The organism is Streptomyces sp. NPDC050315, from assembly GCF_040655775.1.
In the GTDB taxonomy this organism is placed as follows: domain Bacteria; phylum Actinomycetota; class Actinomycetes; order Streptomycetales; family Streptomycetaceae; genus Streptomyces.
Genome location: NZ_JBFAKN010000005.1, coordinates 200,592 through 213,863, shown reverse-complemented (window position 1 = coordinate 213,863; position 13,272 = coordinate 200,592). Strand labels below are relative to the sequence as shown.

Genomic DNA, 13,272 nt, shown 5'->3' with positions numbered 1-13,272 from the left:
CCGTCATACGTACCATGGCCGCTGACCGCCGGTCCACCGCAATGCGGTACAGACGAGCGCGCGACAGGCACGACGCCGTACGAAGGGGCAGCCACACCAGTGACCGAGCAGGCAACGGCGTCCGGACGCATCACCAGCAAGGACGTCGCCCGCGCCGCCGGCGTCTCCCAGGCGGCCGTCTCCCTCGTACTCGGCGACAAATGGCGCGGCCGCGTCTCACAGGCCAAGGCCGACGCCGTACGCGCCGCGGCGCGCGAGCTCGGCTACCGCCCCAACCTCGCCGCCCGCAGCCTCCGCCTCGGCCGCACCCGCACGGCGCTCCTCGTCGTCCCCGCGCTCACCACCGAATTCTTCGCCCGCGTCTACACGGGCGCCGCCCGCATCGCCGCCGACAGTGGCTTCGGCCTCGTCCTGTACCCCTCCCCCGAGGGCATCGGCCCGGCCCGCGACCCCTTCGATTCCGCGCGCGCCACCCTCGACGGCGTCATCGCCTCCTCCATGGCCACCGACGCGCTCACCGCCCTCTACGGCGAGGGCCTGCCCCTGGTCATGCTCGACAACGACCCCGAGGACACCCCGGCCGCCGCCACCGTCAACCTCGATATCGCCGACGGCGCCCGGCAGACCGCCCGCCACCTGCTCGGCCTCGGCCACCGCCGGCTCACCCACCTGGCCGCCGCCGTCGACTCCTGGACCTTCCGCCTCCGGGCGCGGGCCCTCGCGGAGGCCGTGACCGCCGTCCCGGGCGCGTCGCTGGAAGTACAGGCCACGCCGCTCAGCGTGGACGCCGGGCTGCACGCCGCACACGCCGCCCTCACCGCCCCCGGGCCCCGCCCCACCGCCCTGATCTGCGACGACGACATCCTCGCCGCCGGCGCCTGCAAGGCCGCCCGCCGGCTCGGGCTGCGCGTCCCCGAGGACGTCTCCGTCACCGGCTTCGACGACCTCGCGCTGGCCACCGCCGTCGAGCCGGAGCTGACGACCGTACGGCTGCCCGCCGAGGAGTTCGGGGCGGCCGGCATGCGCGCCCTCATCGACGTCCTGGACGGCCGCCCGCCCGCCGCGCCCACCACGCTCCCGGTCGAACTGATCACCCGCGGTTCGACGGCCGCCCCGCCGCGCGAGTCGGCGCGGCCCTGAAACGCCGCTGAGAAGCCCCTGAAGCAGCCCCTGAAATGCCGCGCGCCCCGGCGGGCTGTGACCCACCGAGGCGGCGCGAAACGTGCGGACGGGAGCGGGCTACTCCTCCGAGCCCGCGGAGCCGGATCCGGAGCCGGTGTCGGATTCCTCGGCCGACTCCGACGCCGCATCCTCGGGTGAACCGGCCTCGGTTGCCGACGCCGACGCCCCCTCCGAAGCCAGCAGCCGGGACAGCTGACGGCCCAGCACCCGCTTGAACTTCCGCTGCTGCGGCCGCTTGCGGTCCAGGACCGCGACCTCCAGCTGCTCGGCGGTCAGCGTGCGCTCCCCGCCGTTGTTGTCCCGCGACAGCGACTCCACGGCGAGCTTCAGCGCCTCGCCCAGCGACATGCCGTCCCGGTGGTGCTGATCGAGGTAGGTGCTGATCTGATCGGCATTGCCGCCGACCGCGACCGAACCGTGCTCGTCCACGATCGAACCGTCATGCGGCAGGCGGTAGATCTGATCGTCCTCGGCGGTGTTGCCCACCTCCGCGACCAGCAGCTCCACCTCGTACGGCTTCTCGGCCGCACTGGAGAAGATCGCACCGAGCGTCTGGGCATAGGTGTTCGCCAGCCCGCGCGCCGTCACGTCCTCACGGTCGTAGGTGTACCCCCGCAGATCGGCGTAGCGCACCCCACCGATCCGGAGGTTCTCGAACTCGTTGTATTTACCGACCGCCGCAAAGGCGATCCGGTCATAAATCTCGCTGACCTTGTGCAGTGCACGGGAAGGATTCTCGGCGACGAAAACGACGCCGTCGGCATACTGCAGAGCGACAACACTGCGTCCGCGCGCGATGCCCTTGCGGGCGTACTCGGCGCGGTCCGCCATGGCCTGCTGGGGTGAGACATAGAACGGCGTCGACACCGGCTATCCGTCCCTTTCTGTCAATGGCTCTCTCACTGGCGAAAGCACCTCCGGATCATCCGTCATCCGCAAGTCCGCTGCCGCCCCGTCAGAGCAGCGCCGCCCGCGGGCCGTCCGGCTGCTCCAGGCGCCGCGCGTGAATCGCTCGGGCAATCTCGGAGACCTCGTCCTCAGTGAGCCTCTTGAAGCCCTCATCGGTGATCACGGTGACGATCGGATAGATCCGCCGGCCCAGGTCCGGGCCACCGGTCGCCGAGTCGTCGTCCGCGGCGTCGTACAGCGCCTGCACGACCGCGGTCGCCGCGTCGCTCTCGGAGAAGTCGTCCCGGAACAGCTTCTTGAGCGCGCTCCGGGCGAACACCGAACCGGAACCGGTCGCGGCGTACCCCGTCTCCTCCGACCGCCCGCCGGTGACGTCGTACGAGAAAATACGGCCCTTCTCGCGGTCGATGTCGTACCCGGCGAACAGCGGCACCACGGCCAGGCCCTGCATGGCCATGCCGAGATTGCTGCGGATCATCGTCGAGAGGCGGTTCGCCTTGCCCTCCAGGGACAGCTGCGCGCCCTCGACCTTCTCGAAGTGCTCCAGCTCCAGCTGGAAGAGCTTCACCATTTCCACGGCGAGCCCCGCCGTGCCGGCAATCCCGACCGCGCTGTACTCGTCCGCCGGGAAGACCTTCTCGATGTCCCGCTGCGCGATGACGTTGCCCATCGTCGCCCGGCGGTCACCGGCGAGCACGACACCCCCGGGGAATGTCGCCGCCACGATCGTCGTGCCGTGCGGCGCCTCGATCGCCCCCTGCACGGGCGGCAGCGGCCGATTCCCCGGCAACAGCTCCGGCGAGTGCTCACTGAGAAAGTCCATGAACGAGGAGGACCCAGGCGTCAGGAAGGCAGCTGGTAGACGCCCGGTGCTTCGAGTATTGGCTTCCACACGTTTCCTTCCAGATATGCGATGTCCCGACGGAGTACGCCGGGACCATCCTTCAACTTGCCGAATGCCGAGTTGCAGTTGAAGCCCGGTACGCCCGGGACTTTACCCGGCTCGTGATCGTGATCCACATGCACGGCCCGGCACTGCGGGCGCGGGCGCCGTGCGACGAGCGGAGGCCGCCCGCGGCGTGTCTTCGCGACGCCGCGAGCAGCACTCCGACTCGCACGCTCCTCGCACTGCAACCCCGCCCCTTCACCTTCGATTCGAAGGCAAAACCGCCTTACTGTCCGCCCTTCTGAACGAAGGACCGCACGAAATCCTCGGCGTTCTCCTCGAGGACATCGTCGATCTCGTCCAGCACGGAGTCCACGTCGTCCGACAGCTTTTCCTGGCGTTCCTTGAGGTCCTCGGACGCTTCTGCGTCCTGGGTCTGCTCCTCGACCTCTTCGGTGGTACGCGAAGCCTTCTGCTGCCCGCCGCCGGTGTCCTTGGTCGCCATATCCCTCACCCCGCTCGGTTCGCCCCGCTCGATGTGACTGTCAAGATCAGACCCTACAAGCTGGGTCCGACATCGGCCCTGCACTTTCCCTCAACGTCCGGGACTCACCTCGATGATTCCCGCCGGGCGGACATTTCAGCCGCCCGGCGGGCCCCGGATCGGTCACGATCGGACCGCGGCCAGGCCGTGAGCGGCCCGTACGCGGCTTTGCCGCCTCAGCCGCCGCTGAGCACCCGTACCAGGTCCTCCGCCGTGCGGCAGCGGTCCAGGAGCTCCTTGACGTGGTTCCGGGTGCCGCGGAGCGGCTCCAGTGTCGGCACGCGCTGGAGCGAGTCGCGGCCCGGCAGATCGAAGATCACCGAGTCCCAGGACGCCGCGGCCACGTCGTCCGCGTACTGCTCGAGGCAGCGGCCCCGGAAGTACGCCCGCGTGTCCTCCGGCGGCTTGATCTCCGCCTTCTCGACGTCCGCCTCGACCAGGAGGCGCTGCATCTTGCCGCGCTCCGCCAGACGGTTGTACAGGCCCTTGTCGGGCCGCACGTCGGCGTACTGGAGGTCGACGAGGTGCAGCCGCGCCGCGTCCCAGTCGAGGCTGTCGCGGCGCCGGTAGCCCTCCATGAGCTCCCGCTTGGCGACCCAGTCCAGCGTGCCGGAGAGGCTCATCGGGTCGTTCTCCAGCCGGCCCAGCACGTCCTCCCACCGGGTGAGGACGTCCTTGGTCTGCTCGTCCGCGTCGGCCCCGAAGCGCTCCTCGACGTACTTGCGCGCCAGCTCGTAGTACTCCATCTGGAGCTGCACACCGGTGAGCGTCCGGCCGCTGCGGAGCGTGATCAGATGCTGCAGCGAGGGGTCGTGCGAGACCTGGTGGAGAGTGCGTACGGGCTGGTCGACGGCGAGGTCGACGTTGATGAAGCCGTCCTCGATCATGGAGAGGACCAGCGCCGTCGTGCCCAGTTTCAGGTACGTGGAGATCTCGGAGAGGTTCGCGTCGCCGATGATCACGTGCAGCCGGCGGTACTTCTCGGCGTCCGCGTGCGGCTCGTCGCGGGTGTTGATGATGGGCCGCTTGAGCGTCGTCTCCAGGCCCACCTCCACCTCGAAGTAGTCGGCGCGCTGGCTGAGCTGGAAGCCGTGCTCGTGGCCGTCCTGGCCGATGCCGACGCGTCCGGCACCGGTGACGACCTGCCGGGAGACGAAGAACGGCGTCAGGTGGCGCACGATGTCCGAGAAGGGGGTCTCCCGCTTCATCAGGTAGTTCTCGTGCGTGCCGTAGGACGCGCCCTTGTTGTCGGTGTTGTTCTTGTAGAGGTGGATCGGCTGGGCGCCGGGGACCTGGGCGGCCTTCTCGGCGGCCTCGGCCATGATGCGCTCGCCGGCCTTGTCCCACAGGACGGCGTCGCGCGGATTGGTGACCTCGGGGGCGCTGTACTCGGGGTGCGCGTGGTCGACGTAGAGCCGCGCGCCGTTGGTGAGGATGACGTTGGCCAGACCGATGTCCTCGTCCGTGAGCTGGCTGGCGTCGGCGTTCTCACGTGCGAGGTCGAAGCCACGGGCGTCCCGCAGCGGGTTCTCCTCCTCGAAGTCCCAGCGGGCGCGGCGCGCCCGGTGCATCGCCGCCGCGTAGGCGTTGACGACTTGGGACGAGGTGAGCATGGCATTGGCGTTCGGGTGGCCGGGGACGGAGATGCCGTACTCCGTCTCGATGCCCATTACTCGCCGTACGGTCATGCGGCCCTCCTTGCCCGGCGGCGCCCCCGGGTGGGGTCGGCGCTCAAGTACCGCTGCGCTTCCGGTCCGAATCCGGTCCCCGCTTCCGCACTGTGTGGTGCGGCGGTACCGAAGAGCCTAGAACGCCGATGCGGCGCTGGGGAGATCATTACAGTCATTGCTCCAGTCCGGTTTTCCCTGTTCCGCCGGGGGATCTCCAGGGTGCGTCCCGGCCCCTGGAAAGCGTCCGGCTGCGGACGCCCCGCCTGGGACATCCGCAGCCGGTGAGCGGTGTTACAGGTACTGTCCGGTGTTCGCCACCGTGTCGATGGAGCGACCGGTGTCCGCGCCCTGCTTGCCGGTGACGAGGGTGCGGATGTAGACGATCCGCTCGCCCTTCTTGCCGGAGATGCGGGCCCAGTCGTCCGGGTTGGTCGTGTTGGGCAGGTCCTCGTTCTCCTTGAACTCGTCCACGCATGCCTGGAGCAGGTGGGCGACGCGGAGACCCTTCTGGTTCTGTTCGAGGAATGCCTTGATGGCCATCTTCTTGGCGCGTCCGACGATGTTTTCGATCATGGCGCCGGAGTTGAAGTCCTTGAAGTACAGGACTTCCTTGTCACCGTTGGCGTAGGTGACCTCCAGGAAGCGGTTCTCCTCCGATTCCGCGTACATCTGCTCGACGACCGACTGGATCATGCCGCTGACCGCGGCCTTCTTCGAGCCGCCGTGCTCGGCGAGGTCGTCGGAGTGCAGCGGGAGCCGGTCGGTGAGGTACTTCGAGAAGATGTCCTTGGCGGCTTCGGCGTCCGGACGCTCGATCTTGATCTTTACGTCGAGTCGGCCGGGCCGCAGGATCGCCGGGTCGATCATGTCCTCACGGTTCGAGGCACCGATGACGATCACATTTTCCAGGCCCTCCACGCCGTCGATCTCGGAGAGCAGCTGCGGGACGATGGTGTTCTCCACGTCCGAGCTGACGCCCGAGCCACGGGTGCGGAAGAGGGAGTCCATCTCGTCGAAGAAGACGATGACGGGCGTGCCCTCGCTGGCCTTCTCCCGCGCCCGCTGGAAGACCAGGCGGATGTGCCGCTCGGTCTCGCCGACGTACTTGTTGAGGAGCTCGGGGCCCTTGATGTTGAGGAAGAAGCTCTTCCCCGCGGGCTTGCCGGTCACCTCGGCGACCTTCTTGGCGAGGGAGTTGGCGACCGCCTTGGCGATGAGCGTCTTGCCGCAGCCGGGCGGGCCGTAGAGCAAGACGCCCTTGGGCGGGCGCAGTTCGTGCTCCTTGAACAGATCGGGGTAGAGATACGGGAGCTCGACGGCGTCCCGGATCATCTCGATCTGGCCGCCCAGACCGCCGATCTTGGTGTAGTCGATGTCCGGTACCTCTTCGAGGACCAGCTCTTCGACCTCGCTCTTGGGAATGACTTCATAGACGTAGCCGGAGCGGGGCTCGAGGAGCAGGGCGTCGCCGGGGCGGATGGTGATGTCCAGCAGCGGCTCGGCGAGCCTCACCACCCGTTCCTCGTCGGTGTGCCCGATGACCAGGGCCCGCTCGCCGTCCTCCAGGATTTCCTTGAGGGTGACGATGTCCCCGGCGCTCTCGAACTCCATGGCTTCGACCACGTTGAGCGCTTCGTTGAGCATGACCTCCTGGCCACGCCTGAGCTCTTCGAGCTCGACGCTCGGGCTGACATTCACGCGGAGCTTTCGGCCTCCGGTGAAGATGTCGCACGTGCCGTCCTCGTTCGCCTGCAGGAAGACACCGAAGCCGGCCGGCGGCTGAGCGAGCCGGTCGACCTCCTCCTTGAGCGCGACGATCTGGTCGCGGGCCTCACGGAGAGTGTTGGCGAGTCGCTCGTTCTGAGCCGATACGCCGGCCAGGTTGGTCTGCAGCTCGACGATCCGCTCTTCGAGAATCCTCGTGTGACGCGGAGAGTCGGCGAGCTTGCGTCGCAGGACGGCGATCTCCTGCTCGAGATAGGCAACCTGGCCGGCAGGGTCTTCAGACCCCCGCCCCGGCCGGATGCCGCGGTTGATGTCGTCGTCGTGGGCTGCCACGGTCCTCACCTCCTCCAAGGGGAGCTGGACGCTTCCTGACCCTACCTGGGCCGGTGCAGGTTGAAACCCCTAGATCGAAAAGACTGTCGGGGTGTGTCCGATCTTCACCCTTGCGCACGTCCTCACCCTGGGGTGATACCCACCCGACAACATCGGAAAGCGACCGGTTGTATCGTCGACACGGTCAACACCCGTCAGTGCTGGCACTACTTAGACAACATCGGTTAAACGTACGCAGGAACGGCAGGCGAGATGAGCGCCCAGGAAGAAGCCACCGAGCTCGAGGTCTGGATCGACCAGGACCTCTGCACCGGGGACGGCATCTGCGCGCAGTACGCGCCGGAGGTCTTCGAGCTCGACATCGACGGGCTGGCGTACGTGAAGAGCGCCGACGACGAGCTGCTGCAGGACAAGGGCGCCACCACGCCGGTCCCGTTGCCGCTGCTCAACGACGTGCGGGACTCCGCGAAGGAGTGCCCAGGCGACTGCATTCACGTGCGCCGCGTGTCGGACAAGGCCGAGGTGTACGGGCCGGACGCCGAGTAACCGGCCGCCGGGCAGCGGGACGCCGGGTAACCGGACGGGCGGCCCGGCAACAGAGAGCAACGAAGCGCGTCCGGCCGGAAACCGACGGCCGGACGCGCGGTGATGCCGCGGTCACGCAGTGGCGCGATCAGACTCCCCGGGCGGCCGGAAGCCCGCCCTCCGCGTCCTCCCCGGCGGAAAGTTCGCTCTGGACGAACTTGCCGTTCTGCCATTGCCACTTGGCGGCCTTGTGGACATCGGGGCAGCAGCGCGGCACGTCGGTGCTGGAGTATCCCGAGAGCGTGGCGCTCAGCGCGCGGCCGGTCAGTGTGAGGTCCCGCACGCTCAGCTTGTCGGCGGGGTCGACGAGAGTGGCCACGACGCGCGGCGCGGCGCCTTTCACGGACGGTGCGGCGAGGACGTACACGCCGCTGGGCGGGGTGCCCATCTCGGCGTGGCAGCGGACCACGGCGACGGTCTCGGGGCCGCCGTCGCCGTCGAGATCGCCGGAGAGCTCGTCGGCCACATCGACCTTGTTCGGTCCGCAGTCGAGCGGGTAATGGGCGGCGCCGGCGTCCGGGGCTGTGGCCGCGGGGGCGGGGCGGCCGGCGGCCGAGGTCGCGGCGGAGGCGGTGGGGACCGCGGCGCCGGCGGGCTGGACGAAGGAGGCCAGGGCCACCACACCGGCGACGGCGGTCGCGGTGGCGAGCCACTGCATGGGGGTCGTGCCGGTGTGCGGAAGGTCCGGGCCTGCCAAGGACTGCACGCGGAATAACTCCTGGGAAGAGCTGTGGCGGTGGGGGTTGCCCGGCATCGTTCCACACGACGCCCCGTCACGGAACCAACAAGTCCGGACCAAGAAGAAAACTTGAGGAACTCGGTCCTTGCCCTTGGAACGCGGGGCCCACAGCGGTAGTTCCCACATCTCCAGAAACACGGCCATATCGGGAAACGCGTCGGCGCCGCCGGGGTTCCCTGGGGGAACTCACCGGCGGCGCCGTGCGGTTCGGTTCAGTACGGCCGCGAGTGCCTCAGCTCTCGGCGGCTCAGTACGGCCGCGAGCGCGTCAGCTCTCGGCGGCGTCCTGGGCGGCCTGCTGCTCCCGCTGCTCGCGTTCCTTCTTCTCGCGGAGCTTCTGGGCCGGGCTCTTGTGCACCGGCTGCTCCTCGGCGGGCGCGGACTGGCCACCGGGGCCGGTGTAGTCCTCGCCGTACGCGCCCTTGGCGGGCCGGCGGCGGCGCAGCGGCGGCTCGACGCCGTCCGCGAGGCGGCGGGCGGTGAGCAGGAAGCCGGTGTGGCCGATCATGCGGTGGTCGGGGCGGACGGCCAGGCCCTCGACGTGCCAGGTGCGGACCATGGTCTCCCAGGCCGACGGCTCGTTGAAGGTGCCGTGGTCGCGGATGGCCTCGACGGTGCGGGCCAGCTGCGTGGTCGTCGCGACGTACGCGCACAGGATGCCGCCGGGGACGAGCGCCTTGGATACGGCGTCCAGGCACTCCCAGGGGGCGAGCATGTCCAGGATGACGCGGTCGACGTCGGTGTCGGAGAGGTTGTCCTGGAGGTCACCGACGGTGAGCGTCCAGGCGGGGTGCGGGCCCCCGAAGTACCGCTCGACGTTCTGGGTGGCGATCTCGGCGAAGTCGGCGCGCCGCTCGTAGCTGTGCAGCATGCCCTGGTCGCCGATGGCGCGCAGCAGGAAGCTGCTGAGCGACCCGGATCCCACTCCCGCCTCGACGACGCGGGCGCCGGGGAAGATGTCGGCCATCGCCAGGATCTGCCCCGCGTCCTTGGGGTAGACCACGGCGGCACCGCGGGGCATGGACAGGACGTAGTCGGGGAGCAGGGGGCGCAGCGCGAGGTAGGCGACGTTCCCGGTGGTACGGACAACACTGCCCTCGGGGGCGCCGATCAGCTCGTCGTGGGGGAAGGCTCCCTTGTGGGTGTGGAAGCTCTTCCCCGCTTCGAGCGTGAACGTGTAGTGGCGACCCTTGGGATCGGTGAGCTGGACCTGGTCCCCGACCTTGAAGGGCCCGCGACGGCGGGCGGCACCGGTCGGTTCGGACATGTGACCAGCCTACCGGGCGTGGGGAGCGCTCCGTACCAGGGCGGGGCGGGGGGCGGGGCTTACAGGGCGGGCCGGGGCGGGCGCGGCGCATACGGGGCGGGTCGAACAGGCGCGGCCCCCCGGCTGGGGGTTACCCGGGAGGGGGGCGGGCGGAAGCGGAGTGTGCGACGGTGCGCCCCGGGTCGGGTCAGGACGGGCGGGCCATCGCTGCCACGAAGGCCTTTTCGACGTCGGCGGTGGAGAGGACGCCGTAGATCTCGCCGGTGTCCTCCACGACGAGGTACTCGGTCGCCGGGGTGGCGCGGAGGTGGTCCAGCAGGTCCTCGCCGGCCAGCTCGGCCGGGACCCGCATGCCCTCCTTGAGGTCCTGGGCGAGGCCGCTGACCGCGACCCAGGGGCGGCGGTGTTCGGGGATGCCGACGATGGCGGCCTCGCGGACGACGGCGGTGGGTGTGCCGTGTCCGTCGACGACGACCAGCGCGCGGGCGCCCGCGTCGTTGGCCCGGCGCAGCGCCTCGGAGAGCGGCGTGTGCGACTCCACGGGGACGGCGCGCCGGGTGAGCGTACGGGCGCGGAGGTCCGGGAGGTGTGCGCGGAGCCGGGCCATGCGCAGGCTGTTGCCGGCGCCGGTCCAGATGATCGCGGCGAGGATCGCGGCGAGCAGGGCGTCGGTGAGGGAGTCGACGCCGCCGATGTCGGGGCGTTCGTTGCCCAGCGCCCCGGTGTGGGTGAGCAGCGGCAGTCCGATGAGGACGGCGACGGCCAGTGCGCGGCCGACCCAGGCGGCGGCGACGGTGCCGGTCATCGGCTTGCCCGTGACGGCCCAGACGACGGCGCGGAGCATCCGGCCGCCGTCAAGCGGGAGCCCGGGCAGCAGATTGAAGATCGCGACGATGAGGTTGGAGATCATCAGGCCGGCGATCAGGACGCCGGGGACGGTGCCGGGCTCGACGAGGTACATCGCGCCGTAGAAGACGCCGGCGAGCACGAGGGAGAGCAGCGGGCCCACGAAGGCGAGGATGAATTCGCGGCCGGGGGTCTCGGACTCCTTCTCGATCTCCGAGACGCCGCCGAAGAACTGGAGCTGGATGCGGCGCACGGGGAGCTTGAAGCGGAGCGCGGCAACGGTGTGCGCCAGCTCGTGCACCAGGACGGAGGCGTAGAAGGCGACGGCGAAGAAGAGGGAGACGAGGTAACGGGCGCCGCCGAGCTCGGGCAGTACGCGTTCCAGCTGGCCGCCGAAGACCCAGGTGATGAGGGCCGCGACGAGGAACCAGCTGGGGGCGACGTACACGGGCACGCCGAAGGGCTTGCCCATGAGGATGCCGCCGCCGATGCCGCGGCGTCCGTTGGCGGCGCCGTCGACGGAGCCGGGCGTGGCGCCGCGCCGCGACTTCCCGGACGCGCTCTCCGCAGCAGTACCGGTACCGGACGCGTTCTCCCCAGCAGTACCGGTATCGGTGCCGCTCGGCTCGTCCGGCGTCCGTTCGGGCAGGCCCTTGCCGGCCTCCGGCCCCGCCTCCTTGGCGGTGTCCGGTGCGGTGGCGGACTCCTGGGCGTCCTGCGGGCCCTGCGGCTTCCCGCTCTCGTCCACGGCGTCCCCTCGTCGGTGTACGGCCTTCGCTCCTGACCGGTCTGTCCGGCCCGATACCACGATCATGCAGGGCGAAGCGGTCCGCCGTCGATGGTATGCGGAGGGTTGTCAGTGGCGGGCCGTAGGGTCTAGGGCTATGGACACGAGCACCGAGAAGGCCGTACGGGCCGCGCCTGCTCCGGCGCGCCCGGTGGCGCTGTCGCCCTCCCGCGCGAGCGACTTCATGCAGTGCCCCCTGCTGTACCGCTTCCGGGTGATCGACAAGCTGCCGGAGAAGCCCAGCGAGGCGGCGACCCGGGGCACGGTGGTGCACGCGGTCCTGGAGCGGCTCTTCGACGCGCCCGCGGCGGAGCGTACGGCGCCGAGCGCGCGGTCCATGGTGCCGGGCGAGTGGCAGAAGCTGCTGGAGAAGCGTCCGGAGCTCGCTGAGCTGTTCGCGGACGATCCGGAGGGCGAGCGGCTCGCGCGCTGGCTGGCGGAGGCCGAGGGGCTGGTGGAGCGCTGGTTCACGCTGGAGGACCCGACGCGCCTGGAGCCGGCGGAGCGCGAGCTGTACGTGGAGACGGTGCTCGAATCAGGGCTGCAGCTGCGCGGCTTCATCGACCGGGTGGACGTGGCGCCGACGGGCGAGGTCCGGATCGTCGACTACAAGACGGGCAAGGCCCCGCGCCCGGAGTACAGCGAGGGCGCGCTCTTCCAGATGAAGTTCTACGCGCTGGTGGTGTGGCGGCTGAAGGGCGTGCTGCCGCGGCGGCTGCAGCTGGTGTATCTGGGGGGCGGCGGCGATGTGCTGACGTACGACCCGTCCGAGGCGGATCTGCTGGCCGTGGAGCGCAAGCTGCTGGCGCTGTGGGACGCGATCCAGAAGGCGACGGACTCGGGCGACTGGCGGCCGCGGCCGACGAAGCTGTGCAACTGGTGCGACCACCAGGCGGTGTGTCCGGAGTTCGGCGGCACTCCCCCGCCGTATCCGCTGGGGCCGGGCGCGGAGGCCGCAGCAGGGACGCTGCCGGTGATCCCGGGACCGCCGCCCGGACCGGACGCGGCAGGGCAGAATGGGGCAGCAGGCCAATCGAAGGAGAGTTCGTGACTATCCGCGTCCTGCTGGTCGACGACCAGCCCCTGCTGCGTACGGGCTTCCGGATGATCCTGGAGGCCGAGCAGGACCTCGCGGTCGTCGGCGAGGCCGGTGACGGCGTGCAGGCGCTGGATCAGGTGCGGGCGCTGCAGCCCGACGTGGTGCTGATGGACATCCGTATGCCGCGGATGGACGGGGTGGAGGCGACCCGCCGGATCACGGGTCCGGCGAAGGACGGCCCGGCGAAGGTCCTGGTGCTGACGACGTTCGATCTGGACGAGTACGTCGTGGAGGCGCTGCGGGCCGGCGCCAGCGGCTTCCTGCTCAAGGACGCCCCGGCGAACGAGCTGGTGCAGGCCATCCGGGTGGTGGCGGCGGGCGAGGCGATGCTCGCGCCGAGCATCACGCGCCGGCTGCTGGACAAGTACGCGACGCATCTGCCGTCGGGCGAGGAGCCGGTGCCGGACGCGCTCGGCACGCTCACCGAGCGCGAGGTGGAGGTCCTGAAGCTGGTCGCGCGGGGCCTGTCGAACGCGGAGATCGCGGCGGACCTGTTCGTGAGCGAGACGACGGTGAAGACGCATGTGGGCCATGTGCTGACGAAGCTGGGCCTGCGGGACCGGGTGCAGGCCGCGGTGTACGCGTACGAGAGCGGGCTGGTGCGCCCGGGCGCGCAGTAACCCCGCACACGCGGAAAGGCCCGGCGCGCACGCCCCGGACGCATGGGGAAGGCCCGGCGCGAGTGATCGCGCCGGGCCTTC

At 70.1% G+C, this 13,272-nt stretch carries 13 protein-coding genes; 4 read left to right on the top strand and 9 right to left on the bottom strand.

Annotated features, from left to right (window positions below; translation table 11 throughout):
• Positions 1–99 precede the first annotated feature (99 nt).
• Positions 100–1,140, top strand: coding sequence for a LacI family DNA-binding transcriptional regulator (locus AB0I82_RS19840; RefSeq protein ID WP_363258606.1), 1,041 nt, complete (start codon positions 100–102; stop codon positions 1,138–1,140).
• 99 nt (positions 1,141–1,239) lie between these two features.
• On the opposite strand, the gene prcA is transcribed toward AB0I82_RS19840, so the two are convergent.
• The 6 genes from prcA to arc form a co-directional block, all read right to left on the bottom strand.
• On the bottom strand, positions 1,240–2,049 hold the full coding sequence (prcA, locus tag AB0I82_RS19835) for a proteasome subunit alpha (RefSeq protein ID WP_363258605.1): 810 nt from the start codon (positions 2,047–2,049) through the stop codon (positions 1,240–1,242).
• A gap of 88 nt (positions 2,050–2,137) precedes the next feature.
• A complete protein-coding gene (prcB, locus tag AB0I82_RS19830) occupies positions 2,138–2,983 on the bottom strand; it encodes a proteasome subunit beta (RefSeq protein ID WP_363258604.1) in 846 nt (281 codons plus the stop codon).
• Positions 2,935–3,225 carry an endonuclease domain-containing protein gene (locus AB0I82_RS19825; protein WP_363258603.1) on the bottom strand — a complete coding sequence of 97 codons (291 nt, stop codon included), beginning with the start codon at positions 3,223–3,225 and terminating at the stop codon, positions 2,935–2,937. The genes prcB and AB0I82_RS19825 overlap by 49 nt, the downstream gene beginning before the upstream one ends.
• Positions 3,226–3,263: 38 nt before the next feature.
• Positions 3,264–3,482 (bottom strand): ubiquitin-like protein Pup, encoded by a 219-nt coding sequence (locus AB0I82_RS19820; protein WP_363258602.1) that lies wholly within the window; start codon positions 3,480–3,482, stop codon positions 3,264–3,266.
• Positions 3,483–3,697: 215 nt separating this feature from the next.
• Positions 3,698–5,209, bottom strand: a complete 1,512-nt coding sequence (gene dop / locus AB0I82_RS19815) for a depupylase/deamidase Dop (RefSeq protein ID WP_363258601.1) — start codon at positions 5,207–5,209, stop codon at positions 3,698–3,700.
• Positions 5,210–5,482: 273 nt separating this feature from the next.
• Complete coding sequence (gene arc / locus AB0I82_RS19810; RefSeq protein WP_363258600.1) at positions 5,483–7,249, bottom strand: proteasome ATPase; 1,767 nt, start codon at positions 7,247–7,249, stop codon at positions 5,483–5,485.
• A gap of 252 nt (positions 7,250–7,501) precedes the next feature.
• Here arc and AB0I82_RS19805 point away from each other — a divergent pair, with 252 nt between their 5' ends.
• A complete protein-coding gene (locus AB0I82_RS19805) occupies positions 7,502–7,795 on the top strand; it encodes a ferredoxin (RefSeq protein ID WP_030252045.1) in 294 nt (97 codons plus the stop codon).
• Positions 7,796–7,922: 127 nt separating this feature from the next.
• On the opposite strand, the gene AB0I82_RS19800 is transcribed toward AB0I82_RS19805, so the two are convergent.
• The 3 genes from AB0I82_RS19800 to AB0I82_RS19790 all read right to left on the bottom strand — a co-directional run bounded on the left by AB0I82_RS19800 (position 7,923) and on the right by AB0I82_RS19790 (position 11,433).
• The gene (locus AB0I82_RS19800; RefSeq protein ID WP_363258599.1) at positions 7,923–8,540 is read right to left on the bottom strand and encodes a hypothetical protein; all 618 of its coding nucleotides are present in this window, start codon (positions 8,538–8,540) and stop codon (positions 7,923–7,925) included.
• 300 nt (positions 8,541–8,840) lie between these two features.
• The gene (locus AB0I82_RS19795; RefSeq protein ID WP_363258598.1) at positions 8,841–9,839 is read right to left on the bottom strand and encodes a tRNA (adenine-N1)-methyltransferase; all 999 of its coding nucleotides are present in this window, start codon (positions 9,837–9,839) and stop codon (positions 8,841–8,843) included.
• Between the two features lie 187 nt (positions 9,840–10,026).
• A complete protein-coding gene (locus AB0I82_RS19790) occupies positions 10,027–11,433 on the bottom strand; it encodes a site-2 protease family protein (protein ID WP_363258597.1) in 1,407 nt (468 codons plus the stop codon).
• Between the two features lie 136 nt (positions 11,434–11,569).
• Between AB0I82_RS19790 and AB0I82_RS19785 the strand changes: the two genes are divergently transcribed.
• Both AB0I82_RS19785 and AB0I82_RS19780 read left to right on the top strand, forming a co-directional pair.
• Complete coding sequence (locus AB0I82_RS19785; protein WP_363258596.1) at positions 11,570–12,523, top strand: RecB family exonuclease; 954 nt, start codon at positions 11,570–11,572, stop codon at positions 12,521–12,523.
• Complete coding sequence (locus AB0I82_RS19780; RefSeq protein ID WP_363258595.1) at positions 12,520–13,191, top strand: response regulator transcription factor; 672 nt, start codon at positions 12,520–12,522, stop codon at positions 13,189–13,191. The genes AB0I82_RS19785 and AB0I82_RS19780 overlap by 4 nt, the downstream gene beginning before the upstream one ends.
• Positions 13,192–13,272 lie beyond the last annotated feature (81 nt).

What these genes read in the sequence shown, in the direction of transcription:
- AB0I82_RS19820 (WP_363258602.1), bottom strand. Translation starts at nt 3,482, where the DNA reads ATGGCGACCAAGGACACCGGCGGCGGGCAGCAGAAGGCTTCGCGTACC.
- dop (WP_363258601.1), bottom strand. Translation starts at nt 5,209, where the DNA reads ATGACCGTACGGCGAGTAATGGGCATCGAGACGGAGTACGGCATCTCC.
- AB0I82_RS19805 (WP_030252045.1), top strand. Translation starts at nt 7,502, where the DNA reads ATGAGCGCCCAGGAAGAAGCCACCGAGCTCGAGGTCTGGATCGACCAG.
- AB0I82_RS19795 (WP_363258598.1), bottom strand. Translation starts at nt 9,839, where the DNA reads ATGTCCGAACCGACCGGTGCCGCCCGCCGTCGCGGGCCCTTCAAGGTC.
- AB0I82_RS19785 (WP_363258596.1), top strand. Translation starts at nt 11,570, where the DNA reads ATGGACACGAGCACCGAGAAGGCCGTACGGGCCGCGCCTGCTCCGGCG.